Annotated in this window: 34 protein-coding genes and 4 tRNA genes; 16 read left to right on the top strand and 22 right to left on the bottom strand. The window is 65.7% G+C overall.

Features of this window, described 5'->3' with window-relative positions:
- Position 1 precedes the first annotated feature (1 nt).
- A tRNA-Ser gene (locus AC5Y4C_RS16855) sits at positions 2-92 on the bottom strand.
- Between the two features lie 136 nt (positions 93-228).
- On the opposite strand from AC5Y4C_RS16855, the gene AC5Y4C_RS16850 reads away from it, so the two are divergent.
- From AC5Y4C_RS16850 to AC5Y4C_RS16835, 4 genes are read left to right on the top strand one after another with little or no spacing between them, the layout of a single operon-like run.
- Positions 229-540, top strand: coding sequence for a DUF2563 family protein (locus tag AC5Y4C_RS16850; RefSeq protein WP_499951958.1), 312 nt, complete (start codon positions 229-231; stop codon positions 538-540).
- Between the two features lie 2 nt (positions 541-542).
- On the top strand, positions 543-1496 hold the full coding sequence (locus AC5Y4C_RS16845) for a putative alpha/beta hydrolase (RefSeq protein WP_499951960.1): 954 nt from the start codon (positions 543-545) through the stop codon (positions 1494-1496).
- Entirely contained in the window at positions 1448-2071 is a 624-nt protein-coding gene (locus tag AC5Y4C_RS16840; protein WP_499951962.1) for a hypothetical protein, read from the top strand. The genes AC5Y4C_RS16845 and AC5Y4C_RS16840 overlap by 49 nt, the downstream gene beginning before the upstream one ends.
- Positions 2064-2819 carry a hypothetical protein gene (locus AC5Y4C_RS16835; RefSeq protein WP_499951963.1) on the top strand — a complete coding sequence of 252 codons (756 nt, stop codon included), beginning with the start codon at positions 2064-2066 and terminating at the stop codon, positions 2817-2819. The genes AC5Y4C_RS16840 and AC5Y4C_RS16835 overlap by 8 nt, the downstream gene beginning before the upstream one ends.
- Here AC5Y4C_RS16835 and AC5Y4C_RS16830 read toward each other — a convergent pair.
- Positions 2734-3186 carry a nucleoside deaminase gene (locus AC5Y4C_RS16830; RefSeq protein WP_499952062.1) on the bottom strand — a complete coding sequence of 151 codons (453 nt, stop codon included), beginning with the start codon at positions 3184-3186 and terminating at the stop codon, positions 2734-2736. The genes AC5Y4C_RS16835 and AC5Y4C_RS16830 overlap by 86 nt on opposite strands.
- A 20-nt stretch (positions 3187-3206) precedes the next feature.
- The gene (locus AC5Y4C_RS16825; RefSeq protein WP_499910784.1) at positions 3207-3728 is read right to left on the bottom strand and encodes a tRNA adenosine deaminase-associated protein; all 522 of its coding nucleotides are present in this window, start codon (positions 3726-3728) and stop codon (positions 3207-3209) included.
- Between the two features lie 84 nt (positions 3729-3812).
- On the opposite strand from AC5Y4C_RS16825, the gene AC5Y4C_RS16820 reads away from it, so the two are divergent.
- Positions 3813-4772, top strand: coding sequence for a prephenate dehydrogenase (locus AC5Y4C_RS16820; protein ID WP_499910786.1), 960 nt, complete (start codon positions 3813-3815; stop codon positions 4770-4772).
- Here AC5Y4C_RS16820 and AC5Y4C_RS16815 read toward each other — a convergent pair.
- The 5 genes from AC5Y4C_RS16815 to AC5Y4C_RS16795 are packed head-to-tail and all read right to left on the bottom strand — an operon-like array spanning position 4735 to position 8690.
- A complete protein-coding gene (locus AC5Y4C_RS16815) occupies positions 4735-5280 on the bottom strand; it encodes a putative glycolipid-binding domain-containing protein (protein ID WP_499911040.1) in 546 nt (181 codons plus the stop codon). The two genes, AC5Y4C_RS16820 and AC5Y4C_RS16815, sit on opposite strands and share 38 nt — an antisense overlap.
- Positions 5281-5324: 44 nt before the next feature.
- On the bottom strand, positions 5325-6095 hold the full coding sequence (locus AC5Y4C_RS16810) for an ABC transporter permease (protein ID WP_499964758.1): 771 nt from the start codon (positions 6093-6095) through the stop codon (positions 5325-5327).
- Positions 6092-6742, bottom strand: coding sequence for an ABC transporter permease (locus AC5Y4C_RS16805; RefSeq protein ID WP_499964759.1), 651 nt, complete (start codon positions 6740-6742; stop codon positions 6092-6094). Before AC5Y4C_RS16805 ends, AC5Y4C_RS16810 begins: the two co-directional genes overlap by 4 nt.
- Positions 6742-7764, bottom strand: a complete 1023-nt coding sequence (locus AC5Y4C_RS16800) for an ABC transporter ATP-binding protein (protein WP_499947857.1) — start codon at positions 7762-7764, stop codon at positions 6742-6744. Before AC5Y4C_RS16800 ends, AC5Y4C_RS16805 begins: the two co-directional genes overlap by 1 nt.
- Entirely contained in the window at positions 7761-8690 is a 930-nt protein-coding gene (locus AC5Y4C_RS16795; RefSeq protein ID WP_499964760.1) for an ABC transporter substrate-binding protein, read from the bottom strand. The genes AC5Y4C_RS16800 and AC5Y4C_RS16795 overlap by 4 nt, the downstream gene beginning before the upstream one ends.
- A gap of 88 nt (positions 8691-8778) precedes the next feature.
- On the opposite strand from AC5Y4C_RS16795, the gene AC5Y4C_RS16790 reads away from it, so the two are divergent.
- Positions 8779-9159 (top strand): LapA family protein, encoded by a 381-nt coding sequence (locus AC5Y4C_RS16790; RefSeq protein WP_499964762.1) that lies wholly within the window; start codon positions 8779-8781, stop codon positions 9157-9159.
- A 330-nt stretch (positions 9160-9489) separates the two neighbouring features.
- Positions 9490-10122 (top strand): fasciclin domain-containing protein, encoded by a 633-nt coding sequence (locus AC5Y4C_RS16785; protein WP_499910799.1) that lies wholly within the window; start codon positions 9490-9492, stop codon positions 10120-10122.
- Between the two features lie 61 nt (positions 10123-10183).
- Here the strand turns inward: AC5Y4C_RS16785 and AC5Y4C_RS16780 are convergent, their stop codons facing one another.
- Both AC5Y4C_RS16780 and AC5Y4C_RS16775 read right to left on the bottom strand, forming a co-directional pair.
- Entirely contained in the window at positions 10184-11215 is a 1032-nt protein-coding gene (locus AC5Y4C_RS16780; RefSeq protein ID WP_499964763.1) for a phosphotransferase family protein, read from the bottom strand.
- A 17-nt stretch (positions 11216-11232) separates the two neighbouring features.
- Complete coding sequence (locus tag AC5Y4C_RS16775; protein WP_499910807.1) at positions 11233-11838, bottom strand: histidine phosphatase family protein; 606 nt, start codon at positions 11836-11838, stop codon at positions 11233-11235.
- 19 nt (positions 11839-11857) lie between these two features.
- On the opposite strand from AC5Y4C_RS16775, the gene AC5Y4C_RS16770 reads away from it, so the two are divergent.
- Positions 11858-12625, top strand: coding sequence for an SDR family NAD(P)-dependent oxidoreductase (locus AC5Y4C_RS16770; protein WP_499964764.1), 768 nt, complete (start codon positions 11858-11860; stop codon positions 12623-12625).
- Between the two features lie 16 nt (positions 12626-12641).
- Here the strand turns inward: AC5Y4C_RS16770 and AC5Y4C_RS16765 are convergent, their stop codons facing one another.
- The 3 genes from AC5Y4C_RS16765 to AC5Y4C_RS16755 are packed head-to-tail and all read right to left on the bottom strand — an operon-like array spanning position 12642 to position 16602.
- Positions 12642-14498 carry a CocE/NonD family hydrolase gene (locus tag AC5Y4C_RS16765; protein ID WP_499964828.1) on the bottom strand — a complete coding sequence of 619 codons (1857 nt, stop codon included), beginning with the start codon at positions 14496-14498 and terminating at the stop codon, positions 12642-12644.
- Between the two features lie 37 nt (positions 14499-14535).
- On the bottom strand, positions 14536-14691 hold the full coding sequence (locus AC5Y4C_RS16760) for a hypothetical protein (RefSeq protein WP_499910811.1): 156 nt from the start codon (positions 14689-14691) through the stop codon (positions 14536-14538).
- A gap of 30 nt (positions 14692-14721) precedes the next feature.
- Complete coding sequence (locus AC5Y4C_RS16755; protein WP_499964766.1) at positions 14722-16602, bottom strand: alkyl/aryl-sulfatase; 1881 nt, start codon at positions 16600-16602, stop codon at positions 14722-14724.
- Between the two features lie 73 nt (positions 16603-16675).
- Between AC5Y4C_RS16755 and AC5Y4C_RS16750 the strand changes: the two genes are divergently transcribed.
- Positions 16676-17041: a DUF1622 domain-containing protein gene (locus tag AC5Y4C_RS16750; RefSeq protein WP_499951977.1), complete on the top strand. Its 366-nt coding sequence runs from the start codon at positions 16676-16678 to the stop codon at positions 17039-17041.
- Here the strand turns inward: AC5Y4C_RS16750 and AC5Y4C_RS16745 are convergent.
- Genes AC5Y4C_RS16745 through pyrE form a run of 3 tightly spaced genes read right to left on the bottom strand, consistent with a single transcriptional unit; the run spans position 17013 to position 18447 of the window.
- Positions 17013-17504 (bottom strand): metallophosphoesterase family protein, encoded by a 492-nt coding sequence (locus AC5Y4C_RS16745; protein ID WP_499951979.1) that lies wholly within the window; start codon positions 17502-17504, stop codon positions 17013-17015. The two genes, AC5Y4C_RS16750 and AC5Y4C_RS16745, sit on opposite strands and share 29 nt — an antisense overlap.
- Entirely contained in the window at positions 17501-17887 is a 387-nt protein-coding gene (locus AC5Y4C_RS16740; protein ID WP_499951980.1) for a nuclear transport factor 2 family protein, read from the bottom strand. Before AC5Y4C_RS16740 ends, AC5Y4C_RS16745 begins: the two co-directional genes overlap by 4 nt.
- A complete protein-coding gene (gene pyrE, locus AC5Y4C_RS16735) occupies positions 17884-18447 on the bottom strand; it encodes an orotate phosphoribosyltransferase (protein WP_499964769.1) in 564 nt (187 codons plus the stop codon). The genes AC5Y4C_RS16740 and pyrE overlap by 4 nt, the downstream gene beginning before the upstream one ends.
- Before the next feature lie 186 nt (positions 18448-18633).
- Here pyrE and AC5Y4C_RS16730 point away from each other — a divergent pair, with 186 nt between their 5' ends.
- The 3 genes from AC5Y4C_RS16730 (at position 18634) to AC5Y4C_RS16720 (ending at position 19940) form a co-directional block, all read left to right on the top strand.
- Positions 18634-19098 carry a hypothetical protein gene (locus AC5Y4C_RS16730; protein WP_499964771.1) on the top strand — a complete coding sequence of 155 codons (465 nt, stop codon included), beginning with the start codon at positions 18634-18636 and terminating at the stop codon, positions 19096-19098.
- Positions 19095-19535: a hypothetical protein gene (locus tag AC5Y4C_RS16725; protein WP_499964773.1), complete on the top strand. Its 441-nt coding sequence runs from the start codon at positions 19095-19097 to the stop codon at positions 19533-19535. The genes AC5Y4C_RS16730 and AC5Y4C_RS16725 overlap by 4 nt, the downstream gene beginning before the upstream one ends.
- A 63-nt stretch (positions 19536-19598) precedes the next feature.
- On the top strand, positions 19599-19940 hold the full coding sequence (locus tag AC5Y4C_RS16720; RefSeq protein ID WP_499964775.1) for a hypothetical protein: 342 nt from the start codon (positions 19599-19601) through the stop codon (positions 19938-19940).
- Between the two features lie 195 nt (positions 19941-20135).
- Here the strand turns inward: AC5Y4C_RS16720 and AC5Y4C_RS16715 are convergent.
- Both AC5Y4C_RS16715 and AC5Y4C_RS16710 read right to left on the bottom strand, forming a co-directional pair.
- A tRNA-Arg gene (locus AC5Y4C_RS16715) sits at positions 20136-20208 on the bottom strand.
- A 14-nt stretch (positions 20209-20222) separates the two neighbouring features.
- A tRNA-Ser gene (locus tag AC5Y4C_RS16710) sits at positions 20223-20314 on the bottom strand.
- A gap of 96 nt (positions 20315-20410) precedes the next feature.
- Between AC5Y4C_RS16710 and hisC the strand changes: the two genes are divergently transcribed.
- Positions 20411-21475, top strand: a complete 1065-nt coding sequence (gene hisC / locus AC5Y4C_RS16705; RefSeq protein ID WP_499910827.1) for a histidinol-phosphate transaminase — start codon at positions 20411-20413, stop codon at positions 21473-21475.
- Positions 21465-21932: a DUF4334 domain-containing protein gene (locus AC5Y4C_RS16700; protein WP_499910828.1), complete on the top strand. Its 468-nt coding sequence runs from the start codon at positions 21465-21467 to the stop codon at positions 21930-21932. The genes hisC and AC5Y4C_RS16700 overlap by 11 nt, the downstream gene beginning before the upstream one ends.
- A gap of 92 nt (positions 21933-22024) precedes the next feature.
- Here the strand turns inward: AC5Y4C_RS16700 and AC5Y4C_RS16695 are convergent, their stop codons facing one another.
- Positions 22025-22606 (bottom strand): TIGR03086 family metal-binding protein, encoded by a 582-nt coding sequence (locus AC5Y4C_RS16695; protein WP_499951986.1) that lies wholly within the window; start codon positions 22604-22606, stop codon positions 22025-22027.
- Positions 22607-22687: 81 nt separating this feature from the next.
- Here AC5Y4C_RS16695 and AC5Y4C_RS16690 point away from each other — a divergent pair, with 81 nt between their 5' ends.
- On the top strand, positions 22688-23512 hold the full coding sequence (locus AC5Y4C_RS16690; RefSeq protein WP_499951987.1) for a crotonase/enoyl-CoA hydratase family protein: 825 nt from the start codon (positions 22688-22690) through the stop codon (positions 23510-23512).
- Between the two features lie 9 nt (positions 23513-23521).
- Here AC5Y4C_RS16690 and AC5Y4C_RS16685 read toward each other — a convergent pair.
- Positions 23522-23608, bottom strand: a tRNA-Ser gene (locus tag AC5Y4C_RS16685).
- Positions 23609-23641: 33 nt separating this feature from the next.
- Entirely contained in the window at positions 23642-24154 is a 513-nt protein-coding gene (locus AC5Y4C_RS16680; RefSeq protein ID WP_499910834.1) for a MarR family winged helix-turn-helix transcriptional regulator, read from the bottom strand.
- 66 nt (positions 24155-24220) lie between these two features.
- Here AC5Y4C_RS16680 and AC5Y4C_RS16675 point away from each other — a divergent pair, with 66 nt between their 5' ends.
- Complete coding sequence (locus tag AC5Y4C_RS16675; RefSeq protein WP_499910836.1) at positions 24221-25204, top strand: NAD(P)H-quinone oxidoreductase; 984 nt, start codon at positions 24221-24223, stop codon at positions 25202-25204.
- A gap of 13 nt (positions 25205-25217) precedes the next feature.
- On the opposite strand, the gene AC5Y4C_RS16670 is transcribed toward AC5Y4C_RS16675, so the two are convergent.
- Entirely contained in the window at positions 25218-26414 is a 1197-nt protein-coding gene (locus AC5Y4C_RS16670; RefSeq protein WP_499910839.1) for a cysteine desulfurase-like protein, read from the bottom strand.
- Between the last annotated feature and the right edge of the window lie 80 nt (positions 26415-26494).

Genomic DNA, 26494 nt, shown 5'->3' with positions numbered 1-26494 from the left:
TTGGCGGTGGCGGAGGGATTTGAACCCTCGGACGGGGGTTACCCGTCACACGCTTTCGAGGCGTGCTCCTTAGGCCGCTCGGACACGCCACCGCGGGTCAGCTTACCGGCCGACCGCGGGCTCGTTCCAATCGCTTGGCGCAAGCGACCGTGTTTTTTGGTGCGCGAGGCACTCCTCATCGGCCCTTAGGCTCGTTCATGAAAACAACTGCTCATGAAGGGGGCGACGATGAAGGTTGAGCCTGAGCTCCTGCACGCCGGCGCCAATGCGACCCATTCCGCCGCGAATCGGATCGCCTTGGGCGCCGATGAACTCGCGACATTGTCCGTCCCCCGGGGCATGTTCGGTGACTTCGACGCGGCGCTGGCATACCACAGCAAGATTCAGGCGCATCACTCCAAGCACGTCTCGCTGATGCGTCGGCACAACCAATTGTTGACGGACATCGGCGCGAAGGCACAGGCAGCCGGACACGATTTCGCCAGAGCTGAAGGAGGCAATACCGGAGCCGTCGCAGCCCTGCGCCACGGCATCAGCTGACCGTGGGCCATGCGGAGGGACCGCCCGCGCTGAGGTACTTATCTGTCGATGAACTGGTCAGTGGCTCGGGTGGTGACCCGTGGCGGGTAAACGAATCTCTGCAAAAGGGCGAACCGGGGCAGATCGCGGCGCTCGCGGAAGCGTTCTACAAGGCCGGCTGGAGCACCGAAGAGACATCGAACGACTTCGCCGCAGCGAAACGCCGGTTCGACGCGGCATGGGATCGCGATCCCGGTCGGTATCAGATCCATGATTCAGCCGAGGTTCAGCGCGCCACTCAGCAGTTGGACCTGCATCTGCAGCAATTGACGGACATCGGCGTCGACCTGGAAGGAATCGCTGCGGCATTGGCGGAGGCGCAGCAATCCGCCAAACCGGTTATCGGAAACCTCAACGGACTGCTGTTAGGAATCGACGCTCAGATCGCCGCAATTCTGGCCAGCGCCGCGTCATCGAGTGACATCGAGATCCAGCGTGACAATGCCATCCGGGTGACGACCGACGCATTACGTAAGGTTCAGGCCATCCGCGACACCTATTCAACTGCCCTGTGCGATGGCATGAACCAGTTGCGCGGTCTTGATGGCTACGATCCCGGGATCCTCGACGGACTCGACGCCGACGGCAACCGCACCCCTTGGGAAGACGCTCAAGCCGCCGCGCAAACGTACGACCAGACGCAGCGAGCAGCGGATCAGGCTTTGGTCAGCAGAGGAGGTCCAGATACCCAGGACGTGCGCGACGCCGGGCTCGGCTGCGTGACTATGCGACCGTCAACGATCCCAACGCGAATGGGACGTCACGATTGCTTGCCGGAGAACGTCTCGAGGACTTCAACGTCGTTCGGCGCGGCCAACCCACAGCGGTGGATCCCATCCTCGGTCAAGACGCCTTCACTCGGGCGAAGATGCGCCTGGACTGGCAACGAAACCTGGAACGCGGCTTTCCGGAGATGAATGTTCGCGGTAAGACACCAGACGAGGCGACGTGGTTACTCGACAGTTCCGAACAACAGGCCAAGATCATGGCCACCCGGAAAGTGCTCCAAGAACTGGAGCGACAAGGCATGTCGCCGAGGGGTGCGGTATCAGCGGTGGGTCAACTATCTCGGGGGATCACATGGCAGCAACTGGCGAACGGTGCCGGCACGCTCGCCGGCCCGGCAGGTGAGGGCTTGGAACGGGCCGCTGCCGCGGAGAGCTTCGGACGGCACAATCTCGAAGTTTTCGATCCTGCCGATATCGAGGTCATGAAAAGGCTGGGTAAGCGGCTGGGGACAGCGGGCGACCTCATCTCGATCGGGTTGGCGCTCGACGATATCTACAACGGCGCGCCAGCCGGCGAAACGTTGGCCACGACGGCAGGAAGCATTGGCGGCGGCTTGTTAGGCGGCTTCGGACTGGGTGCGGCCGCCGGCACATGGATAGGACCCGAAGGGGCACTCATCGGGGGAATCATCGGCTCGATCGTCGGCGGCATCGCCGGCGAGAAAGGCACGAATGCCGTCTACCAGTGGGCGACCAGTGGTTGATGCCGCGGCGTGGGCCCACGTTCATCAACCCACGTGGTCGAAGACATTGTTGATCGCGGCGTTCGCCGTCTGGGCACTCGCGTTCGTCGCAGACATCGTCGTGCACAGCGTCGACGTGCAGCGTCGGATCTACTGGATCGGGTGGCTCGGCGGCGGTGTGCTGGCTGCCGGTTCGGTGTTCTTCCGCGGCTGGGCGGCCGCGGCCGGAGTGCTGGCTCTCGTGGTGTCCGTCGCGGTTGGCCGTGCCTACGTGTCGACTCCCTACCTGAAGTTCGGGAAGCGAGTGTTTTCCCTGCGATCCAGCTACCAACAGCCTCCGCCGCCGAGCCCGCCGCCGCCGGACGCGTACGGCGACATCTCGGCAGCGAAATTCTGGTGGATTGTGGCGATACTGATGGTTTTCCTCGGCGTCACCGTAGCAAACCTCGGATTCGCTACGGCCGCAGGGCTTTTGGCGCTTCTGATGGCGCTCGCCGCTCTGGGATGCGGTGCCGACGACGCGCGGCGACGGCTTCCTGTCGTCCGCCAGCAGTACGTGCAGGCGGGGATCGCCGCCCTCGCCTCGATACCGCTTTATGGCGTGCCGCCGCTGATGTACGCCATCGGTTACGTCATCGGCCAACGGATGCCGCCGCCAGGCGGTCGGCACGCCGCCGGGCGCGTCACCCCTGCCGAGCGAAGAACTCCTCCAGCACCGCCGCACACTCCTCCGCCAGCACCCCGCCGCGGACCTGCGGGCGGTGCGTGAGCCGACGATCCCGAACCACATCCCACAGCGATCCGACCGCCCCCGTCTTGGGCTCCCATGCCCCGAACACCAGCCGCGCCACCCGCGCCATCACCAGCGCCCCTGCACACATGGTGCACGGCTCGACCGTCACCGCCAGCGTCGCGCCTTCGAGTCGCCATCCGTCGCCCAGCACTCGCGCCGCCGCCCGCAGCGCCAAGATCTCCGCGTGGGCAGTGGGGTCGCCCAAAGCCTCGCGCGCATTGGCGGCCCGTGCCAGCTCGATGCCGTCGGCGCTGAACACCGCCGCCCCCACCGGAACGTCGCGGGGCCCCGCGCTCGCTGCAGCTCGCAGTGCGACGCCGATCAAGTCCTCGTCACTGGGCACCATCAGTTCGGGTGCGAAAATCACCGATTCAATCGATCGAGCGCTGCCGAGAACTCGTCGGTGAAGCCCATGCGAGCGGCAATCATCCCCAGCTGCTCGTCGGCGTACAGGTCGGTGTCGGACAGGATCACCCCGAGGACCGCCTCGGGCAGGCCCACGTCCGACAGCACGCCGAGGTCGCCCTCCTCGAACGGCTCGTTCGGGTCCAGTTCGTCGTAGTCGATGTCGGCGTCGAGCTTCTCCAGCGCCTCCGCGGCGATGTCGTAGTCCAGCGCGGCGGTCGCGTCGGACAGGAACAGCCGCGTGCCCGACGGCGCGGGCCGCACGATGACGAAAAACTCGTCGTCGATATTGAGCAAACCGAAAACCGCACCGGCACTGCGTAATTCGCGCAACTCAGTCTCAGCGGCGGCGAGGCTGGTCAATGCCCTGGACCGCATCGGCGCGCACCGCCACTGGCCGTTCTCTCGGACCACCGCCAGCGCGAAGCCTTCGGGGATTTCCCGGGTCTGCTCCTTCGCCGGTCGACGCTGTGGTCCCATGGCCGCATACGGTAGTCCCCGAGCACGCGCCTTGACCACTATTGGCAGCAGACGCCCTCAACCGGATGTGCCAACCTTGAACACGTGACCACGACACCCGTCTGCGTGCTGGGCATGGGCCTGATCGGCGGGTCGATCATGCGGGCAGCGGCCAAGGCCGGCCGCGAGGTCTTCGGCTACAACCGCTCCGTCGAGGCTGTCACCGCCGCCCGGTTCGACGGCTTCGACGCCACGCACCACCTCGACGAAGCACTGCACCGCGCCGCCGATGCCAACGCCCTGATCGTGTTGGCCGTTCCCGCCCCTGCGCTGTCCATCCTGCTCCCATACGTCAGGGACATGGCCCCCGACAATCCACTCACCGACGTCACCAGCGTCAAAGTGGCTGTGCTGCAAGAAATTCAGAGATTCGGGTTGCAGACGCGGTTCGTCGGCGGACACCCGATGGCTGGCACCACCCACTCCGGCTGGTCGGCGGGAAACGCCCGCCTGTTCGTCGGCGCGCCATGGGTGGTGGCCGTCGACGACCACGTCGACCCACACTGCTGGACGACGGTCACCGAGCTCGCCCTGGATTGCGGCTCGGTGGTGGTGCCTGCCAGGTCCGACGAGCATGACGCAGCCGCGGCCGCGATTTCGCATCTTCCCCACATCGTCGCCGAGGCCGTTGCGATCACCGCCGGCGAAGTACCCCTGGCGTTCGCGCTGGCGGCCGGGTCGTTTCGGGACGTGACCAGGGTGGCGGCCACCACGCCGGAACTCGTCCGCGCGATGTGCGAGACCAACGCCGAGCAGCTGCTGCCGGTGCTCGACCGGACGATCGAGCTGATGACGCGCGCCCGCACGGTACTGGCCCAACACGGTTCCGTCGCCGAGCTGGTCGACGACGGCCACGCCGCCCGCATGCGCTACGACGGCTTCTCCCGCTACGAGATCGCCGGAATCGTCGTGGGCGAGGAACGCTGGCGTGAGGAACTGGCCGCCCTCGGCAGGGCCGGCGGCGTGATCAGATCCGTGCCGCCAGTCCGGGATAGTCCAGAATGAAGCCGTGGTCGTCGACGGTGACCTTGGTCTGAGCCACCGGTGAATGCAGCTTGATCCCGTCGGCTTCGCTGCTGTAGGAAATCGAGGCCGGCTTCACCTCGAAGTCGGGCAGCATCACGTACACCACAGGAACTGTCACCGACTCTCGACGCTTGTACACCCCAGTTCGGCGAATGGGCAGCGTGTTGAAGAACGGGCTGAACACCACGTCGACGTCGAGAGCGCCGTCGAATGCGCCTCGTGACAGGCCTTGGTTGTTGGTGATCGACCACATGTTCTCGTCGTCACGCGCAATGGAGAGATGGCGGTCGCGTTCAGGCAGGGTCAGACTCATCGACAGCCGCTTGGTAGCACCGCCTTCGTCGGTGACCAGATCGTAGGACGCGCTGAACGGGGGATGCGCGTCGGTGGGGCCGGCCACGATACGGCCGTATGCCTTGATTCTGTTGCCGGACAGGTGAACTCGCGCCGACTCCATGCGCGCGACGTCATAGGCGCGCCATGTCATGATCGTCGGCCAGGGACTCGATGTCGGGTCGGACGGGCTCGCGCTCACCTCTCTACGGTAAGCGACGGAGTGCTCACTGCGCCCGCGGTCCCTGATGTGGTTTGCGGCGTTGTGACGGACGCTACATCGTCGACGAGCCGAGCCGGCATTCGTCGGAGCCGACCCGTGCCCGGCACGGAAACCCACACCGCGAATGCCAGCAGCGCGTCGAGAATCAGCGCCAGCGCAGTCACCATGAGCGCCCCCACCAACGCGATGTAGAACTGGCGCACCTTGATGCCGTCGATCAAGTAGCGGCCCAGTCCGCCCAGGCTGGCGTACGCCGCGACCGTGGCCGTCGCCACCACTTGAAGCACCGCGGTGCGCAGGCCGCCGAGGATCAGCGGCAGTGCGTTCGGAAGCTCCACCCGCAGCAGCACCCGCAACTCCGTCATGCCCATCGCCCGCGCGGCATCGACCACGGCCGGATCGACGTTCGCGATCCCGGCGTAAGTGCCGGCCAGTAGCGGCGGAATGCCCAGCAGCATCAACGCCACCGTCGGTGGCACCAGCCCAAGCCCCCACAGCAGCACACCAAGCAGCAGCACACCTAGCGTCGGCAGCGCACGCAGCGCGTTCACCGCGGTGACCACCACCAACGTGCCGCGGCCGGTATGGCCCACCGCCATGCCGATCGGCACCGCGATCACCACCGACACGGCGACCGCTACCGCTGTGTACTGCAGATGCTCGCCGGTGCGGGCCAGCAGCCCGGCGCTGCCGCCCCAATTGGCGGCGGTGAAGATGTAGGACAGCGCTTGCTGCAGGAAGTTCATCGGGCACCCATCCGTTGCGCGCGCACCCACGGCGTCGCCAGCCGCCCGGCCACCAGGATCGCTGTGTCGACGACGATCGCGAGCACGAAAATCGCGATGATGCCGGCGATGATCTGGTCGCTCTTGTCGGCCTGATATCCCTCGGTGAACCAGGTGCCCAGCCCGCCGATGCCGATCACCGAGCCCACGGACACCATCGAGATGTTCGTCACGGCGACCACTCGAAGGCTCGCGACGAGCACCGGAATGGCCAGCGGCAGTTCGACTTTGACCATCCGCAGAAGCGGGCGGTAGCCGACGGCCGTAGCGGCGTCGACAACGTGAGCGGGCACCGCGTCGAGCGCCTCGGGCACCGCGCGTACCAGAAGCGCGATCGTGTACAGCGTCAGCGCGACGATCACGTTGGCCTCGTCGAGAATTCGTGTCGGCATGATCAGCGGCAGCACCACGAACAGCGCCAGCGACGGGATCGTGAACACGATGCTCGCACCCATCGTGGTGAGCCGCCGCAGCAGACGTGTCCGTTGCACGAACGCCCCCAGCGGCACCGCGATCACAAGCCCCAGCAGCACGGGGATCAGCGACAGACGCAGATGGACCAGTGTGAGCGCCCAGCCGTTGTCGAGGTGGTTCAGTAGGTAGTGCATCAGCGGTTCCGCTGTTCGTCGAGCGCGGCCAGCACGTCGTCGGCGCGCACACCGCCGATCACCTTGCCGGCGTCGTCGACCGCGACACCGACCCCCGCCGGTGATGACAGCGCCGCGTCGAGCGCCTGACGCAGCGTGCCGTTGGGACGAAACAACGAGCCGGCTGCGACCAGCCCGTCGGCGTTGCGCCATCCGACCGGCGCCCCGTCGGAGTCGGTCACCAGCTCCCAATCGCCGACGCGCCGGATGTCATGCAACCGCAGACCGGAGGCGTGGAAGAACTGCAACCTGCGGTAGCCGCGGTCGGCGCCGACGAAACTCGCGACGAACTCGTCGGCCGGGTTGGCCAGCAGCTGCGCGGGCTCGTCGTACTGCGCAAGCACGCCGCCCGGGCCGAACACCGCGACCTTGTCGCCGATCTTCACGGCCTCGTCGATGTCATGGGTGACGAAGACCACCGTCTTGTGCAATTCGCTTTGCAGCCGCAGCATTTCGGCTTGCAGCTCCTCGCGGACCACCGGGTCGACGGCGGAGAACGGCTCGTCCATCAACAGGATCGGCGGGTCGGCGGCCAGCGCACGCGCCACCCCCACGCGCTGCTGCTGACCACCGGACAGTTGCGCGGGATAGCGGTCGGCCAGTTTCGGGTCGAGACCCACGCGCGCCATCACCTCCAGCGCGGCCTTGCGTGCGCTGCGGCGCGACTGTCCGCGCAGCACCGGAACGGTCGCCACGTTGTCGATCACCCGCTGATGCGGCATCAGCCCGGCGCTTTGGATCACATAGCCGATCCCGAGCCGGAGCTTGACCGGGTCCACGCTGGTGACGTCGGCGCCGTCGACGGTGAGCCTGCCCGAGGTGGGCTCGATCATCCGGTTGATCATCCGCATCGAGGTCGTCTTGCCGCAGCCGGACGGGCCGACGAAGACCGCCAAGGTGCCGGCGGGCACGTCGAGGGTCAGGTTGTCCACCGCGACGGTGCCGTCGGGGTAGGTCTTGCTGACAGCGTCGAAGGTGATCATCTCGGTTTGTCGAAGCCGTTGTGTTGCAACCACTTTCGGGCCGCTTCGTCCGGGTCGACGCCCGCGTTGCCCGATACGGCGGTGTTGAGATTGATCAGATCCTCGGTGGTGAGCTTGGCCGAGACCGCGTCGAGCACCGTCTTGAGCCGATCGGACATCTTCTGCGAGCTCACCAGCGGAACGACGTTGGCGGCCAGGAAGTTGTTCTTCGGATCCTCGAGCACCACAAGGTCGTTTTGCGGGATGGCCGGCGACGTACTGAAAAGATCGGCGGCGGTGACAGTGCCGTTGACCAACGCCTTGACGGTCGCCGGCCCTCCTCCGTCGCTGATCGCCACGAAGTTGCCGGGGCTGATGTCCAGTCCGTACTTCGCCTTGAGGCCCGGCAATCCTTCGGTGCGATTGAGGAATTCCGACGGCGCCCCGAATTTCACCTCCGCCGAGTGGGCGGCGAGGTCGCCGATGGTCTTGAGGTTCCACTTGGTCGCGGTGCCGCGGGTGACGGTCACGGTGTCGGTGTCATTCGCCGGTGACGGCGTGAGAACAGACAGGTCGCCGGGCAGCACCTTCAGCAGCGCGAGGACCACGGCGTCGGCACTCGTGGCTGTCGTCTTGGGATCGAAATACTGCAGTAGGTTGCCGGTGTATTCCGGGATCAGGTCGATCGAATGGTCCTTGACCGCAGGGATGTACGTCTCGCGGCTGCCGATGCCGAACTGACGGCGAACGTTGAAATCGTTGGCCTGTAAGGCCTGCGCGTAAATCTCGGCCACGACCTTGGACTCGGGGAAATCGGCCGACCCCACGGCGATCGACTTGAGGTCGCCCGACACCGGACCGCCCCCGAGCGGGTTGGCGCTTCCGCAGCCGGCCATCAACACCGCCCCGGCGACGAGTGCCGACAAACGCCGTCGAGCTCGGACCATGGCATTCCTCTCGGCAGGCGCCGTCTGATGGACCGAACCATAACGCGCCAGAGGTTTGATTCTCCTCCGGAACGGGTGAAGATGAAGTATGACCAGCGATCCTCGGGTGCCCCCCGAACCGCCCGAGCCGCCGCCCGTCGTGCCCGCTCACACCACGGCCGGCAGCAGCGACGGTCTTGCACCCTCGGCCACGCCACCGCAATCAGCGGTGAAGTTCACCAGGACAGCCGCGGCGTGGTGGTCCCTTATCGTGGGGCTGCTCATCCTCGTTCTGCTGCTGATCTTCATCGGCCAGAACACCGACTCGACGACGATTCACTTCTTCGGCTGGAGTTGGAACACACCGGTGGCGCTGGCGATCCTGGTGTCCGCGGTCTGCGGCGCCGGCATCACCGTGCTGACGGGTGCCGCGCGCATGTTTCAGCTACGGCGCGCTGCGAAACGGAACCTGCGCGGTGGCCGCCGCTGACTGACCGAAGGCGCCGTTGCCCGCACCCGCCAGGTATGCGTAGGTGACCGAAAACATCTGCAGCGCTTGACTTACCTGCACGTCGAGTTGACCGACGGATGATCCGTCGACCGCCCCGGGTGACGTTTGCATGCGTCACTGAACCGCTGTTGACCACTCCTCCGCTGCACGAGCGTGCGCTGCCGTTTGGCATGGACCGGCGTGTCGACGTGCAGACGCGCACGGTGGCGGCGGTAAGGAAACGGAACCCATCCGCGTGAGCGGTCGCTCCGAATGGCTTTGCGACCACGGTCACCGACGGCACCCGCCGTCACACACGAAGGAGTGATGATGCGGCACCCTCAATACAGAACCCTTGCGCTGGCAGGATTTTCCGTTGTCGCGGTGGTTGGCCTGTCGGCCTGTTCGAACGACAGCAGCACATCGGCGGCGCCGACGAGCACCAGCATGGCCACTGCGCCGGCGGCCTCGAGCTTGGTCGGGCCGGGATGCGCCGGTTATGCGCAACAGGTTCCGACCGGCCCGGGCTCCGTCGAGGGTATGGCCCAAGACCCCGTGGCGGTCGCGGCGTCGAACAATCCCATGCTCACCACGCTGACTGCTGCGCTGTCGGGCAAGCTCAACCCGAACGTGAACCTGGTGGAGACCCTGAACAACGGTCAGTACACCGTGTTCGCGCCCACCGATGACGCGTTCAAGAAGCTGCCGCAGTCGACCATCGATTCGCTGAAGACCGACTCAGACACGCTGACCAAGATCCTCACGTACCACGTGGTGGCCGGCCAGGCGGCGCCCGACAAGGTCGTGGGAACCCACAAGACGCTGCAGGGAGCGACGGTGACTGTCACCGGCTCCGGCGACAACATCAAGGTCAACGATGCCAGCCTGGTCTGCGGTGGCGTGAAGACGGCGAACGCAACCGTCTACATGATCGACACGGTGTTGATGCCGCCAGCTGCGTGACTGCTATCGACTCTGCGCTGAGAGCGTGAAAGGCCAAGCGGCTCAAGCTCTCAGCGCAGAGTCAATTCTTGATCTCGCGCAGGCCGGCGTTGATCAGCGGCGCGACGACGTCGTTGTCCCAGTCGGGCGGGCCGCCGCCGGCGGCCAACCGGTCGCGGAAATCCACCCCCGCGGCGATGATCGCCAACTTGAAGTACGCCAGCGCCAGATAAAACGACCAATGCGTGAGCTCGCGGCCGGAGATCATTGAATAGCGTTGCGCCAGCGCGTCAGCCGACGGCAACAATTCTGACGTCCACGCCGCGTTCATCTTCACGATCGCATCCATCGCGGGATCGCGGTAGATACACATCAACGCGACGTCGCTGAGCGGATCGCCGAGCGTGGACATTTCCCAGTCCACCACCGCGCGTACCACCGACGCGTCCTGTTTGTCGAGAATCGTATTGTCGATGCGGTAGTCACCGTGCACGATCGACGCCCCGCTCTCCGCCGGAACCGCTTGCGCCAGCAGAGAATGCAGCCGCTGCACGTCGGCATCCCGCGGGTCGTCCTGCTCGCGCACGTACTGCCACTGACCGCCCCAGCGCTTGACCTGACGAGCCAAATAGCCTTCGGGACGGCCGAAGTCGCCCAGCCCCACTTCGCCTGGGTCGACGGCATGCAGATTCGCGAGCACCTGCACCAGACCAGTCACGCAGCCGTCGATGACATCACGGCCACCGAGGGCTTGCAGCTCGTCGCGCGTGCGCACGATGCGACCGTCGACGTACTCGACCATCGCAAATGGAGCGCCGAGCACGGACTCGTCCTCGCACAACGCGACCGCCTTGGCCACCGGCACACCCGTGCCGGCCAGCGCCGCCACCACCCGGTACTCGCGGGCCATGTCATGCGCGGACGGTGTCAGACCATGCAGCGGCGGTCGGCGCAGCACCCACTCAGATGCATCGTCACGCACGTCGAACGTCAGGTTGGACCGCCCGCCGGAGATCAACGACGCACGCAGCTCTCCGTGGCGGGGAACGCCGACGCCGTGCAGATAGCGGTCGAGCGCAGCGAGGTCGAGTCCAGCGAGGCTGTCGGTGGTCACCGACTGTGTATATCGGGTCAGCGAGAGTTGCGTGGCAGCAGGTCCCACACGTGCTCGGTGCAGTTGACTTCGGCGACGGTGAAGTCACCTCGACGGGAGTAGCGCAGCCGCGTGACGGAGGCGTAGTCGATGGGAAAGAGCAGGAGGGGTTGCGTGCCGAGGATGTGGTGCAGGATCACGTTGATCACCCCGCCATGGCTGAACAACGCCACGGTGTCGTCGTGGTCGGCGTGGGCGACGACGTGGTCTATCGCGGCGACCACTCGCTTGACGAACGCTTCTTCGTCGACGCCGCTGGGCAGATGCCCGCTGGCCAGCCGCTGCCACTCCTCGGGGAACTCTTCGCGGATCTGCTCGATCGGGACGTAATGTGCCATGTCGCGGTCATATTCGGCGAGGCGGTCGTCGATCTCGACGTCCAGGCCGAGCGCGTCGGCGACGGGCGCGGCGGTCTGCACCGCCCGCCGTTGGGGGCTGCTGAGCACCCGCGTGATCGGGTGGCGGCTCAGCGCTTTCGGCAGCCGGCGCGCCTGTTCCACACCGACATCGGAGAGTTCGGGATCCGCGCCCTCACCCGGCTCGCTGCGAAGGGGCAGCGCATGCCGGATCAACAGCAATTGCACGCGTGCCACCATAGAGGGCGTGCCCGGGTATGCCGACGACCTGTTCGACCTCACCGACCGTGTGGTGCTGGTCACCGGTGGCAGCCGGGGGTTGGGCCGCGAGATGGCGTTCGCGGCGGCGCGCTGCGGCGCCGACGTAGTGGTCGCCAGCCGCAACTTCGACAGCTGCCAAGCCACCGCCGCCGAAATCACCCAGGAGACCGGCCGGGCAGCGATGCCCTACGCCGTGCACGTGGGGCGGTGGGGTCAACTCGACGGGCTGGTCGACGCGGTGTACGAGCGGTTCGGCAGGGTCGACGTGTTGGTGAACAACGCCGGTATGTCCCCGCTGTACGAGTCGCTGACATCGGTGACGGAAAAGCTGTTCGACGCGGTGATGAACCTGAATCTCAAAGGGCCATTTCGCTTGTCGGCGCTCATCGGCGAACGCATGGTCGCCGCCGGGCGTGGTTCGATCGTCAACGTCAGCACGGTGGGATCGGTGCGGCCGGGCCCAGACATCGTCCCCTATGCGGCGTCGAAGGCCGGGCTGAACGCCGTGACCGAGGCGCTGGCCAAAGCGTTTGCGCCCGTAGTACGGGTGAACACGTTGATGCCCGGGCCGTTTCTGACCGACATCAGTAAGGCGTGGAACCTGGATGAGGCGACCGGGAACCCATTCGCGCACCTGTCGCTGCAGCGCGCCGGGCAGCCACACGAAATCATCGGTGCTGCTTTGTATTTGATGTCCGACGCGTCGAGCTTCACCACCGGCTCGATCGTGCGGGTGGACGGCGGCATCCCGTAACACCGCGACGCTGCGTTCAATGTGGGGCGGGCATCGGGAACGAACCTGCGCCTTGCTCGCTACCTGGGATGACGGGCAGGACCACATAGGACGGATGCGCAGCGTCATGCAGGATCGTCTGCGTTGCCGTCCGCATGTCGGTGTCCTGCCCGAAAGGCTTGCCGGTGTTGGGGTTTGGCGCGAACTGCGGGTAATCGCTGCTGGAAACCTCGAGACCGATCCGATCGCCGGCACGGAACAGATAACTCGTGGGCCACACCGCGATCGTGTACTCATACGGCTGGCCGGGTGTGATCGGCTGTGGAGCGGCCAGCGAGTCACGGAATGCGGCGCGGAGGATGCCGTTGTTGAGATTGATCACTTGCCCGTCGGGCTTGACGACGGTCACTTTCGCGGTGAAGTCGGTGTCGGTTGCCGTCGACACCGCCCACAGGTGCACGTCGATCGGGCCGGTGACTTCGGTGTCGGCGGTCAACGGTGCGCTGTCGTACACGAGGACGTCGGACCGCTGCTCGACCGGAGTCTGATCGTACGGACCTTGCTGAGACTTGCGGGCATCGCAGCACGAATGCCCGCCGAGGCTGGGCGCCGGGACCGCTGGATCGTAGGTGTAAATGTCGGCCTGCTCCGCGGCTGCGGGCACTTCGGTGCCCAATTTGCCTGTGCGCTCGGCGAATTCGCCGTGGCCGGACAGGTAGTAACGTGTCCAGCGCGTCTGCGGAAGCGGCCATCCTGGCGCCGACTTCCAGCGGTTGGCTCCCATCAGGAAGTAGTCCACTCTCGGGCTGCCTGCCACCCCGTTGTCGACGCCCTTGAGGAAGTGGTCGAACCACGCCAACATCAGTTCGTTGATAGGGCTGTTGCTCACGGCGCCAATGTCTTTCAGCAACGCCGGCGCCGGTGAATCGGTGCGCCCCCAATCCAGATGATCCCACGGGCCGATCACCAACCGCTGGTTGCTGCGCGCGTGAGGTGTGGCGCCGTGGGCGACCATGCCGGTGAAGTTGTCCAGTCCTCCGGACAGAAATGCGTCGTACCAGCCCTCGACATCGAGCACGGGAACCTTGACTGCCGCGTAGCGATCCCGGATGCTCGAGCGCGTCCAGTAGTCGTCGCGGGTCGAGTGCCGGATCCAGTCGAAGTACCACGGTGCAACGGCGGGGTCGCCCGGGTGCAACACGGGTAAGTCCTTGTACGGCCGGAAGCTCAGCCACCGCGTCACCTCCCCCGCTGCCGCCCTCAACTCGGCGGCCGTGGCCGAGTCATGGCGATTGTCCGCCGCGGTGGTCGCGATCGACGTCATCGCCCACGGCAGCACGAACCCGAGCCGGAATTCGCCACCTTCGTACATCCAGCCGTCGTAGTAATCCGCTGCGGTGTTGGCCGGCACGATCGTCACCAGATGCGGCGGGGCGGTGACGGCTGCGAGCCACTGCGTCGCACCGACATACGACGACCCGTACATCGCGACCTTGCCGTCGGCGCCGGGCAGCGCGGCTGCCCATTCCACAGAGTCGTAGCCGTCGGCCATGTCGGGCCCGAACTCACTGAACGTGCCCTCTGAGGAGCCTTGCCCGCGAACGTCCTGCACCGCAACGAGATAGCAGTGCGACGCGAACCAGTCCGGCGGCTCGTAGCGTGACGGGCTGGTCTGCGCGCCGGACTTGCCGTACTGGGTGCGCATCAGGATCACCGGCACAGAGTCTGCGGTCCTGGGCCGGTAGACGTCGGCGCGCAGGATCGTGCCGTCGCGCATGCGTGCCGGCACGTCGGTCTGCTTGCTCACCGCACAAGGCCCGCGCCCGGGCTGCCGCGGCGGCTGCGGGCTTTCGCTGCACGCGACCAACAGCACGACAAGTGCGATGGCAAGCACAGCATGAGCGGCCGTTGCGAGACGGCGCATCCGGTCGCTAGTTTTCGTCAGCGATCTGATCGCGGCTTTCGTGCAATCCCGGTGCGTCCGGGTCTGTGCCCTGCTGATCGTGCTGCGCCTGCCACTCCCGTTGGCTCTCCGTCGCTTTCCGGGCGTCCTTCGGCGTGGCAGGCGGGTCGTTCTGCTGATCCATGACGGAAGCTCTCCTTGGTCTGGCGCATCGTTACGGCGTGACGATGTCGAAGTTGGGATTCGGCTTGTCCAGGACACCGGCCAGGGAGGCCAGCGCGTCACTGTCCCCGCTGACGTCGATGCCGGGCGACGTCCGGTCGCCTGCCGCGTAGGTCAACAGACGCATCTTGTCATCCAACCGCACGGTCGCGTCGGCGGTGGACCGGTCCCCCGGTCGCTTGCGGTACACCAGGACACCGTTGTGCAGCGTGACGCGGTAGTTGACATCCAGATCGGCGAACGTCACGTCGAAGGTCAGGTCGAGCGTCCATGCGCGCGGGCCGTTGACGCTGATCGCCAAGATGTCGAACATCTGCTCCGGCGTGAGTTGGGCAAGCATTGTCGGCGACGCGAGCTGGGTTGCCGTGCCGAAGTTGCCCTGACGCAGTTCTGTCGCACCGGAGAGGAAGAAGTTGCGCCAGGTCGCGTTCTCGGCGCCGTAAGCGAGCTGCTCGAGGGTGTCCGCGTAGAGCTGGCGTGCGTTCTGGTGGTCCGGCTCGGTGAAGACGGCATGGTCGAGTAACGTTGCGGCCCAGCGAAAGTCACCGTCGTCGAACGCCTTTCGTGCAATCTCCACGACCTGGTCGACGCCGCCGATGGCCGCGACGTACCTTCTTGCCAGTTCTTCGGGTGGGTGCGGCCACAACCGGGCCGGATTTCCGTCGAACCAGCCCATGTACCGCTGATAGATCGCCTTGACGTTATGGCTCACCGAGCCGTAGTAGCCGCGGACGTGCCACGCGGTGTCAAGCGCCGGCGGCAACTGAAACTGTTCGGCGATCTCAGCGCCGGTGTATCCCTGATTCAGCAGCCGCAGCGTCTGGTCGTGCAGGTAGGCGTACATGTCGCGCTGCGTCGACAAGAACTGGACGACGCGGCCACGGCCCCAGGTGGGCCAGTGATGGGAGGCGAACACGACCTCGGCGTCATCGGCGTAGCGGTCGATCGCTTCGGTCAGATACCCCGACCACACGTGCGGGTCGCGCACCAGTGCGCCCCGCAGCGTCAACAGATTGTGCAAGTTGTGCGTGGCGTTCTCGGCGATACACAAGGCGCGGTAGCGAGGGAAGTAGAAGTGCATTTCGGCAGGCGCCTCGGTGCCCGGCGCCATCTGGAATTCGATTTCGACACCGTCGATGGTGTGCTTCTCACCCGTTTCGGTGATGACAACGGTCGGCACGATCAACGCGACCTCACCGGTGGAAGTGTTCTGCCCAAGACCCGTTCCCACCTGACCCTGCGCACCCCGCGCCAGCAGTGTGCCGTACATGTAGGTGGCGCGCCGGGTCATGGCGGTGCCGGCGTAGATGTTCTCTTGCACCGCGTGCTCGGTAAACCCTTCGGGCGCAAGGACACTGACTTTCCCGGCGTCGACGTCTTGTTGGTTGGTGACGCCCAGCACGCCGCCGAAATGGTCGCCGTGGCTGTGGGTGTAGATGACCGCCACGACCGGCCGGTCGCCGCCGCGGTGTTCGCGGTACAGGCTCATCGCCGCCGCGGCGACCTCGGTCGAAATCAGCGGGTCGATGACAATGACGCCGTTGTCGGTTTCGACGAACGTGATGTTCGAGATGTCGAAGCCGCGCACTTGATAGATGCCGTCGACCACTTCGTACAGGCCTTGCTTGGCGGTCAGCTTCGACTGGCGCCACAAGCTGGGATGTACCGACGTGGGGGCGTCGCCGGTGAGGAAGGCGTAGGCGTCGTTGTCCCACACCACCCTCCCGTCGGCCGCCGTGATCACACACGGTTGCAGCGTCGCGATGAGCCCGCGATCTGCGTCGTCGAAATCGGTGGTGTCGTCCAATGGCAGTGAGCCGAGGTGATCCTTGTGCGCGCGTTCGATCGTCGGGGTGGGCGGCTTGGTGGTCATGGCCCCGACAGTGCCACCACGACTCGCCCTGCACATCGAATTCGGCTGATTATCAGCGCGTTACCATGCAGCGGTGACGTTCGTGGAGGTCATCGAGACCGTCGGCAAGGTGATCGACGCGACCGGCGTTGCGGTGATCGTCGGTGGTGCGCTGGCCGCGGCGGCGCTGACGTTGACGCGGCGTATTGGCGACGGCAGCCGCTACGAATCGTTTCGCCGCCAACTCGGGCGCTCGATTCTGCTCGGCCTCGAATTCCTGGTGGCTGCCGACATCATCCGCACGGTGGCCATCACACCGACACCGCAGAGCGTCGCGGTGCTCGGCGGCATCGTGCTGATTCGGACGTTCCTGAGCTTCTCGCTGCAGTTGGAGATGACGGGTGCGTGGCCGTGGCAGCGCCGACCGGCAGTCAAAGCCGGTGCAGGACAACCTGACTGAGCAGACCGTCCTGCACGGTCGCAGTCATGTAGGTGCAGTACGGCTGGCGGCGCCGGTCGGTGGGCGACCCAGGGTTGAGCAGTCGCAGTCCCGTCGGCGCGGTGCTGTCCCAGGGGATGTGGCTGTGACCGAACACCAGCACGTCGACGCCGGGATAGCGGCGTGCCATCCGCACGTCGCGGCCTTTGGCGTCACCGGTTTCATGCACCACGGTGAAGCGCACGCCGTCCAGCGTGGCAATGGCTTCATCGGGTAGGCGGGCCCGCAGCTCGGGTCCGTCGTTGTTGCCCCAGCAGGCGATCAGGTTCGTGGCGCGATGCTCGAGCGCGTCGAGCAGTGCTACGTCCACCCAGTCGCCGGCATGGATGACCACGTCGGCGGCGTCGACTTCGTCCCACACCGGGCGCGGCAGGTCGCGGGCCCGCTTGGGCACATGAGTGTCAGAGATCAGCAGCAGTCTCACGACGTCTGCAGCAGCTCGGCCATCTTGGGCATCACCGCTTGCAGCGCCTTGAGCGGCCGCAGCATCACCTTGACTTCGGTGATCTTGCCCGCGTCGTTCCAGTGGATCATGTCGATGCCGTTGACGTGGATGCCGTCGATGTCGGCGACGAACTCCAACACGGCCGAGCGGTCGCCATACCAGTGGTTGACGTAACGGAAGTCGTTGGCGCCGAACAACTTTGCGGCGGCATGCAGGTATGCGAGTGTCTTGGCGCGGCCTTGTTGCGGCGTGAAGACCGCTGGCGAATAGAACACCGCATCGTCGGCAAGCAGGTCGTGCAGCTGGTCGGTGCGCTGGTTGTCGATCATGTCGATCCAGCGCTGAATCACCGGCGGCGTCATGTGATGGGCTCGATTCCGAGGTCTTTGTACGTGACAAGGGCAACGTACGGCACATTCAGCTCGGCGAAGAGGCGGGCAGCGACCTCGCCGCGGTCGACCATCGGGATCACACCGGTGACCGCGGCGCCGGCCTCGATGACTTTGTCGTGGGCCTTGCGAACCGATCCGCCGGTGCTGACGACGTCTTCCACCAACAGCACCCGCGTGCCGGGGTGGTCGCGCAGCCGGAAGCCCTCGATGAACTGTTCGAGGCCACGAGACTTGGGTTCCTTGCGGACCGAGAACCACGCCTTGCCGGTGACCATCGCGACGCCGACGGCAAGCGCGTCGGCACCCATGGTGAGGCCACCCACTGCATCGAATTCGATTCCGCGCTGCTGGGCCAGGTCGACGACGGCGCGGCTGACGACGGCCAGCCTGGCGCCGGTGTCGACGGCGTGCTTGCCGTCGATGTAGTGATGGCTGGTCTGGCCGCTGGCGAGCTTGAACGGCACGTCGCGGTACTCGTGGCCGCGTTTGATGATCTCGAAGGCGTCTTGCCAGGAGGTCGATGTCGTCACCGCGGTAATGGTACGGCCGGGTCGCGGCGGCACCGCGCCTACGGTTTCAGCCGTCTTCGCGCAGCAGCCGTTGTGGCACGTGCAATCAAGAAGTTGAGTAGCCGACTACCTGCGCCACAACAGATATCAGCGCGCACACTCACTTCGGCGGCTGATCACCGGCCGGAGTAGATGAAAGAGGCCCACATGAGCGAAGCCGACGAGAAAATCACGGGGACGACGATCGAGAACTTTGCATTGCCGTCTCCGTTCGATCAGCGCGCGTACGACAAAGCGGTCGAGTTCGACGAAATACTGGCTTCTGGTCGACTGGATCGAGCTCACCTTGATCCCGTGGTGCGCGATTACACGGGTGTAGTCCGGGACAACTTGTGGAAGCTTCCGTTCCGCTGGCGCCTGATCGACTTCGGTTGGCCGAGCAGCTGGTACATTCCGGCGGCGGCGAACTATCAGGACTACTGGCCATTTGATGAACCGCCAAGCCAGAATCGGTACGCCTACCAGTGGAAGACGGAAACATACAACACTGCATCAAGCGCGACTGGTGACGTGGGCTCGTTCAGACAATTGTTGTCGCCTAACGACCGTTTCACGAAGGCTGAGTCCGGATCGGTTTCTTCTACAGACCGACCTTTTCCTATGGAGTCGTGAGTTTGCGCCCCGACGTCGACTGCACAAGTCAGTTCCGTTGGTGGCAGATGTTGGAACAGATCGCGGGCGACACGCACACGACTACCGAGCTAGTTCTCGCCATGTGGCAGGAGGTTCCAGGCGGCTGGGATTTGATGAACTATCGAGCCATTCTGGTGGCGGACGGGTTCACTCAATCAGGCATGGGCATCAGCGCCGTCCGCACGGATAAGCACTCTTTCACCGGTGCTCAGCTTTCAACCGACTTCGTCGTCCAGAAGGGACGCGGCTACCTCTTCGGTGTCGTCGCCCGGGTCAACATCTGGTCAACCCTGACCACAACCTCGGGCGGTCGCATACCTGAGCCGCCGAATTTGTCGAACTTCAGAATCTGGGGCTCGCTCACATGCAGGGTGCCTTTCATTCAGCTGCGCACGCGCACCGTCTACATTCCCTAAAGGATTCGTGCAAATAGCGCGAAATAAGGTCCGCTGCGCAATGCGGTATGCGACACTCCGGACATGCCGCAGGTCGTTTTCGACACCCTGATCAACAATGCAACGCCGCTACCGCCCGGCGGTCGGGTGGAAAGTACCGTCATCAACGTCTCCGGAGCCCGGGAAGTGCATATCCAGCTGGGCATCATCAGTCCAGATGCCGGAGTCTCGTGGGAGGTCCGCTTCGGCCGGACGACCAACAACGCTTTCGCACTATGTCGAGAAGGCACGTTCGGATCACTACTCGGCGGAGTGGCCGTTTCGGTGCCCATGTTCGGCACCGAGATGTTTGTCGCGGTCACAAACCACGGGCACAACAATCAGCACGTGAGTGGAAAAGTGTGTTTTATCCGCGAAATTCCGTGATTGAGCCGATGGAAGGTCTTTCTAGACATTTCCGGGGTAAATGGACGCCGCACGCTCCCGCCGAAGACCCATACCGCATCGGAGCCATCGACTCGCAGGATGGTCCGACGAAGTCGTGATCATGGACGCGTCACCCAAAGTGCGAATGTGAACTGAGGCCAAACCGGCGATTAGCGGCGGCCCGAAAGCAATGGGCGCGCCCGAAGGGATTCGAACCCCTAACCTTCTGATCCGTAGTCAGATGCTCTATCCGTTGAGCTACGGGCGCTCGTTATTCAGTTGTGGCGGAGGCGAGAGGATTTGAACCTCCGGTCCGCTTTAAGGCGGACAACTCATTAGCAGTGAGCCCCATTCGGCCGCTCTGGCACGCCTCCTTGAAACGGCATCCGCCGAAGGCACAGCGTACACAGCGCTCAGCACGCAAGGCAAAGCGCCGCAACGTGCGAACCCATGCAACCTATGCTGGGCGGGTGACCGCCCGTCTGCGCCCTGAGCTGGCCGACCTGCCGGCCTACACCCCGGGTAAGACGGTGCCGGGCGCCATCAAGATCGCCAGTAACGAGACAGTCCACGGTCCGCTGCCTACGGTCCGCGCGGCGATCGAGAAGGCCACCGACAGCATCAACCGCTACCCCGACAACGGCTATTCCGAACTGCGTGAGCGCCTCGCCGAGCACGTCGGCTTCACCCCCGAGCACATCTCGGTGGGCTGCGGCTCGGTGAGCCTGTGCCAGCAGCTGATCCAGCTGACCGCCGCCGCCGGCGACGAGGTGGTGTTCGGCTGGCGCAGCTTCGAGGTGTACCCGCTGCAAGTCCGCCTGGCAGGGGCCACACCCGTGCAGGTGCCGCTGACCGATGACACCTTCGACTTGACGGCGATGGCCGACGCGATTACCGACCGGACGCGGCTGGTGTTCGTCTGCAATCCCAACAACCCCACCTCGACCGTGGTCGAGCCTGCTGCGCTGACCGAGTTCGTCGAGGCTGTGCCGCCCGATGTGCTTGTCGCGATCGACGAGGCCTACGTCGAGTACATCCGCGACGGGATGCAGCCGGACACCTTGAACTTGGTGCGCCGCCATCCGAATGTCGTTGCGCTGCGGACTTTTTCGAAGGCTTACGGGCTGGCCGGGCTGCGTGTGGGTTATGCGATCGCAGACCCGGACATCGTGGTTGCGCTGGGCAAGGCGTACGTGCCGTTCAGCGTGAGCAGCATTGCGCAGGCCGCGGCGATCGCCTCGCTGGACGCCGCCGACGAGTTGCTGGCACGCACCGACGACGTGGTGGCCGAACGGGAGCGGGTCGCGTCGGCACTGGTTGCGGCGGGCTACCCGCTGCCGCCGTCACAGGCGAACTTCGTGTGGCTGCCGCTGGCCGAGCGCACCTCCGAGTTCGTGACCGCCGCCGCCGACTCGCGGCTCATCGTGCGGCCCTACGGCCAGGACGGCGTGCGGGTGACCATCGGAGCGCCGCACGAGAACGACGCCTTCCTCGACTTCGCCCGGCACTGGATAGGAGACAACCGTGACCGATGACGTGGCCCGCAAGACGTTCACGGAACTCAAGGAGCGCACGGGGCAGATCCCTGATGCCGAACTCGACGAGTTCTGGGCGACGCTGGAGCCGGCCACGGTCGAGTTCATGCTGGGCGAATGGAAGGGCGGGGAGTTCGACACCGGCCACCCCGCCAACGGCTTCATGAAACGGCTGAACTGGTTCGGCAAGACCTTTCACTCCGCCACCGACGCTAAGCCGCTGGTGTGCCTGGACGCCGACGGCAACAAGTTCTCCAACACCGAGGCGATGAACGGCGAGGCCAGCCTGTGGATGGAGGAGTTCCGCGGCGAGGTGACGGCCAGCATGGTTTACGACGGCCGGCCCGTGCACGATCACTTCAAGAAGATCGACGACAACGCCGTCATGGGCATCATGAACGGCAAAGGCGCCGTGATCGACGGCCGCCACCTGTACTTCTACCTCGAGCGGGTCTAGACGTTACGGCCCGTCGCCGAACGTGAGCCGGTTGCGAAAAAATCGGCCGGTTTTCGCCGTGCGCTCACGCTCGGCGCGCAATCCGAGCGGGTCTAGCTCGGGCGCCGACCCGTGAACGCGACCAGCCGGTCGAACGCCGACGCGTCCTCACCTACCTCGACCGGCTCGTCGAAGCCGACGGTGGCGCACCCCTGCGGGGTGATGATGTTGCGCGCCAAGCCGTACACGTACTCCGCCAGTTCGGGCGTGGGCTGCACCGTCTGACCCGTGGCTTGCGCGTAATCCCAAGCGTGGACAAGGAATTCGATCGACAGCACCCCGACCATCACCTTGGCCGGCGCCTCGTTGGAACCCAGCTTCACGGTGCCGTCGACGCCGCGTCTGCGCCACGCATCCAACGTCGGCCGCGCCGCGAGGATGATCTGCCGCTCGACGGAATCGGTGCTGTCTCGGGGCGGCAGCTGCGCCCCGGCCGCTTCCCCGATCGTCGTGATCGAGCTCATCAGGTGATCGGTGAGGGCGGCGACGTCGTACTCGCGGCATGGAGTCTGCTTGCCCAGGTCGTCCGCCGAGATGACGTGCACCACTCGCTGCAGCTCCGTCAATGCGGCTTCGGCACTGCTCAATTCGTCGATCGGCGGCGTCTCTGCGCCGGCGGGGTAATCCGAGGGCATAGTCCCAACCGTAGCCGTCATCGCCAGAGCGGTATCCCCCTGCCGACATGGGGTCTCGACGGCCGCCGATAGCCTGCAGGCATGGCAGACGCATACGAATCCGTGACCGTCGACGTCGACGACCACGTGGCGCGGGTGACGCTGATCGGACCCGGCAAGGGCAACGCGATGGGTCCGGCGTTCTGGTCCGAGATGCCGGAGCTGTTCGAAAAGCTGGACGCCGACCGCGACGTGCGCGCGATCGTGATCACCGGCTCGGGCCGCAATTTCAGCTACGGCCTGGACCTGCCCGCGATGGGTGGAAGCCTGACCGCGGTCATGGCGGACGGCGCGTCGGCGCGGCCCCGGGCCGAGTTCCACGCCGAGGTGCTGCGGATGCAGAAGGCGATCAACGCCGTCGCCGACTGCCGCACGCCGACCATCGCCTCGGTGCACGGGTGGTGTGTGGGCGGAGGCGTCGACCTGATCTCGGCGGTGGACATCCGCTACGCGAGCGCCGACGCCAAGTTCTCGGTGCGCGAGGTGAAGCTCGCGATCGTCGCGGACGTGGGCAGCCTGGCCCGGCTGCCGTTGATCCTGAACGACGGGCATCTGCGTGAATTGGCGTTGACAGGCAAGGACATTGACGCTGTCCGCGCGGAGAAGATCGGCTTGGTCAACGACGTCTACGACGACGCGCAGGCGTGCCTGGCGGCTGCGCACGCGACCGCAGCCGAAATTGCGGCGAACCCGCCGCTGACGGTGCGCGGCATCAAGGACGTGCTGGATCAGCAGCGGACCTCGCGAGTGTCGGAAAGCCTGCGCTACGTCGCGGCGTGGAACGCGGCGTTTCTGCCCTCGAAGGACCTGACCGAAGGCATCTCGGCGACGTTCGCCAAGCGGCCGCCGAACTTCACGGGCGAATAGCGAAATCGGCGGTGGCGGAGGGATTTGAACCCCCGGACGGTGTTAGCCGTCTCTCGCTTTCAAGGCGAGTGCATTAGGCCGCTCTGCCACGCCACCGCGGACAAGCGTAGCCACCCCAGGCGCGCCGCCCTAGGCGCGGCCGGCCCGCCGCGGCTGCTCGCTCAGCTTCACGCCGGCGATGATTCGCCGGCAGTTTTCCCCCAGCGCGGCCACCTGCGGTCGTGACAGCTGGCCCAGGAAGTGCGTTCGCACGCACTGGGCGTAGGTGACCATCGCCTCGTTGACGGAATCGCGGCCCTCGTCGGTGATCGTGGCCAACACCCCCCGGCGGTCGTCGGGACTGGCTTCCCGCCGCACCAGGCCCTGGCCCTCGAGCCGTCGGATTTGCCGGGTGACCCGGCTCGGCAGCGACATCAGCTGCTCGGCCAGATCCCCCATTCGCGCCGACCCCGACGGCGTGTTGTTCAGCAAGTCCAGCAACCGCACGTCGTTGAGCGTCAGTTTGTGCGCGTCGACAAGCCCCCTATTGAGGATCACCGACAATCGCAGCGACGCCTCCAGGAAGTTTTGCCAAGATTTCATCTCGGCAATGTCCAAACCCGGCATCTCGCTGGCCGAGCGCCCCCCGATCAACACCTCCATGGGCGTTCATCCTAAAGCAGAGGACGTTGCCAGCGCACCGAAATGGTGCGGGAGTACCGTTGCCTCATGCGCGCCGTTGTAGCACGGTCGTCCGACCGCATGTCCTGGGAAGAAGTACCTGATGTGCACCCTGGGAAAGGTGAGGTCGTCCTGCGGGTGCGGGCCGCGGGAGTTAATCGTGCTGATTTGCTACAAGCGGCTGGACATTACCCACCTCCGCCGGGCGCGAGCGACATTTTGGGGATGGAAGCCTCTGGGGTAATAACCGAAATTGGCGACGGCGTGTCCGGATGGGAACCCGGACAGGAAGTTTGCGCTTTGCTGGCAGGTGGCGGCTATGCGGAATACGTGGCGGTGCCGGCTCGTCAACTGATGCCGGTTCCCGACGGTGTCGATCTGATTGCCGCCGCGGGTCTGCCCGAGGTGGCCGGCACGGTGTGGTCGAACTTGGTGATGACGGCGGGACTGCACTCCGGTCAGACCGTGCTGCTGCACGGCGGTGGCAGCGGCATCGGCACGCACGGCATCCAGGTGGCCAAGGCGCTGGGCGCTCGCGTCGCGGTGACGGCCGGGTCGCCGGAGAAACTCGACGCCGCGCGCGAACTCGGCGCCGACATCACGATCAACTACCGCGACGAGGACTTCGTCGAGCGGATTCGTGAGGCCACCGATGGCGCCGGTGCAGACGTGATCCTCGACATCATCGGAGCCAAGTACCTCGACCGCAACATCGACGCGCTGGCCAACGACGGCCGTCTGGTGGTGATCGGCATGCAGGGCGGTACCACGGCAGAGTTGAACCTGGGCAAGCTGCTGGCCAAACGCGCCGGCGTGATCGCCACCGCCTTGCGCAGCCGCCCGGTCGACGGGCCCGCCGGCAAGGGGACGATCGTCGAAGAGGTCGTCCGCAACGTCTGGCCGATGATCGCCGACGGGCGCGTGCGGCCGGTGATCGGTGCCGTGCTGCCGATCGAGAAGGCCGCGCAGGCTCACCGGATGCTGTCCGAGGGCGAGGTGATCGGCAAAGTCGTTCTGCGTGTAGGCGATTAGCCCCGCGAGCTGATCAGCCGAGCGACGCCAGCGTGCGGACCAGCTGATCCACCTCCGCCGTCGTCGAGTAGTGCGCCAGCCCGATCGACACAGCGCCCCCGACGTCGTTGACGCCGATCAGATCCAGCACCCGCGACGGCGCGTTGGCGATCGCGCAGATTCCGTTGTCGGCCAGCCGTTGCACCACCCGGTCCGCCGGCACGTCCATCACCGCGAAACTCAGCACCGGGATGCGCACCTCCGGACGCCCGAGCACCATCACCCGGGGCAGCGACCGCAGGGAGACCAGCAGGTAATCGAACACCCGGTCCATGTACAAGCCCGCCGACTGCATCGACATCGCGAGCCGCTGCCTGCGGGTGCCGCTGGCCGACTCGTCAAGGGCCGCAAGGTATTCGATGCTGGCGACCACTCCGGCCAGCAGCCCGAACTGGTGCACTCCAGTTTCGAATCGGGCCGGCCCGGTGGCATTGGGTGTCAGCGACATCGAGGCGAACGTCTCCATGATCGACGGCTCGCGGAATGCCAGCGCACCGATCGGTGGACCGCCCCAGCCGACCGCGTTGACCGCCACCACGTCGGCGTCGACGTCGTTGATGTCCATCAACCGGTACGGCGCGGCCGCGGAGTGGTCGACCACTACCAGCGCACCGACGTCGTGCGCGAGCTTGGTGACCACGCGCAGATCGGTGACCGTGCCCAGCGTCGACGACGCCGACGTGATCGCCACCAGCCGAGTTGCCTTGTTGATCAGGCTTTCCCACTGCCACGACGGCAGGTCGCCGGTCTCGATGTCGACCTCGGCCCACTTGACCCTGGCGCCGTAGCGATTTGCTGCCCGCAGCCATGGGGCGATGTTCGCCTCGTCGTCGAGCCGGCTTACCACCACTTCGTAGCCGAGACCGGCCCGCGAGGCCGACGCGTCGGCGAGCGCCCGCAGCAAGACGGCGCGGTCCGCGCCGAGCACCACCCCGCGCGGATCGGCGTTCACCAAATCGCCGACGGCCTGGCGGGCGGCTTCCAGCACGGCCGCGCTGCGGCGCGCCGCCGGGTGCGGACCGCGGGGGTCCGGTCGAGAGCCGCGGAAGGCGGTGGACACCGTGGTGGCGACGGCGTCCGGGACCAACATGCCGAGCTGCGCGTCGAAGTGCACCCAACCGTCGCCCAAGGTCGGATGCAAACCGCGCACCCGGGCAACGTCGTACACCATATGAGCCACCTCAGAGCGTCTGAAGATCTCGACTAGCCGACCCGTCGCCGGCGGCGCCCGGGCACATCCAGGGCTGACGG

It is taken from the genome of Mycobacterium sp. NGS35, assembly GCF_059812855.1.
This window is presented reverse-complemented; position numbering and strand designations above follow the sequence as displayed.

Coding starts and splice junctions, on each gene's coding strand:
- AC5Y4C_RS16695 (WP_499951986.1), bottom strand. CDS start 22,606: ATGCCCTCGGATTACCCCGCCGGCGCAGAGACGCCGCCGATCGACGAA.
- AC5Y4C_RS16815 (WP_499911040.1), bottom strand. CDS start 5,280: ATGACATGGCGCGCCTATGACGTCGCGCGCATGGAGTCGGCGCGAGTT.
- AC5Y4C_RS16740 (WP_499951980.1), bottom strand. CDS start 17,887: ATGACGCCGCCGGTGATTCAGCGCTGGATCGACATGATCGACAACCAG.
- AC5Y4C_RS16680 (WP_499910834.1), bottom strand. CDS start 24,154: ATGGAGGTGTTGATCGGGGGGCGCTCGGCCAGCGAGATGCCGGGTTTG.
- AC5Y4C_RS16850 (WP_499951958.1), top strand. CDS start 229: ATGAAGGTTGAGCCTGAGCTCCTGCACGCCGGCGCCAATGCGACCCAT.
- AC5Y4C_RS16760 (WP_499910811.1), bottom strand. CDS start 14,691: ATGGATCAGCAGAACGACCCGCCTGCCACGCCGAAGGACGCCCGGAAA.
- AC5Y4C_RS16755 (WP_499964766.1), bottom strand. CDS start 16,602: ATGACCACCAAGCCGCCCACCCCGACGATCGAACGCGCGCACAAGGAT.
- AC5Y4C_RS16690 (WP_499951987.1), top strand. CDS start 22,688: ATGGCAGACGCATACGAATCCGTGACCGTCGACGTCGACGACCACGTG.
- AC5Y4C_RS16840 (WP_499951962.1), top strand. CDS start 1,448: ATGCGCCTGGACTGGCAACGAAACCTGGAACGCGGCTTTCCGGAGATG.
- AC5Y4C_RS16800 (WP_499947857.1), bottom strand. CDS start 7,764: ATGATCACCTTCGACGCTGTCAGCAAGACCTACCCCGACGGCACCGTC.
- AC5Y4C_RS16825 (WP_499910784.1), bottom strand. CDS start 3,728: ATGGGACCACAGCGTCGACCGGCGAAGGAGCAGACCCGGGAAATCCCC.
- AC5Y4C_RS16790 (WP_499964762.1), top strand. CDS start 8,779: ATGACCAGCGATCCTCGGGTGCCCCCCGAACCGCCCGAGCCGCCGCCC.
- AC5Y4C_RS16805 (WP_499964759.1), bottom strand. CDS start 6,742: ATGCACTACCTACTGAACCACCTCGACAACGGCTGGGCGCTCACACTG.
- AC5Y4C_RS16730 (WP_499964771.1), top strand. CDS start 18,634: ATGAGCGAAGCCGACGAGAAAATCACGGGGACGACGATCGAGAACTTT.
- AC5Y4C_RS16810 (WP_499964758.1), bottom strand. CDS start 6,095: ATGAACTTCCTGCAGCAAGCGCTGTCCTACATCTTCACCGCCGCCAAT.
- AC5Y4C_RS16785 (WP_499910799.1), top strand. CDS start 9,490: ATGCGGCACCCTCAATACAGAACCCTTGCGCTGGCAGGATTTTCCGTT.
- AC5Y4C_RS16675 (WP_499910836.1), top strand. CDS start 24,221: ATGCGCGCCGTTGTAGCACGGTCGTCCGACCGCATGTCCTGGGAAGAA.
- AC5Y4C_RS16720 (WP_499964775.1), top strand. CDS start 19,599: ATGCCGCAGGTCGTTTTCGACACCCTGATCAACAATGCAACGCCGCTA.
- AC5Y4C_RS16670 (WP_499910839.1), bottom strand. CDS start 26,414: ATGGTGTACGACGTTGCCCGGGTGCGCGGTTTGCATCCGACCTTGGGC.
- AC5Y4C_RS16795 (WP_499964760.1), bottom strand. CDS start 8,690: ATGGTCCGAGCTCGACGGCGTTTGTCGGCACTCGTCGCCGGGGCGGTG.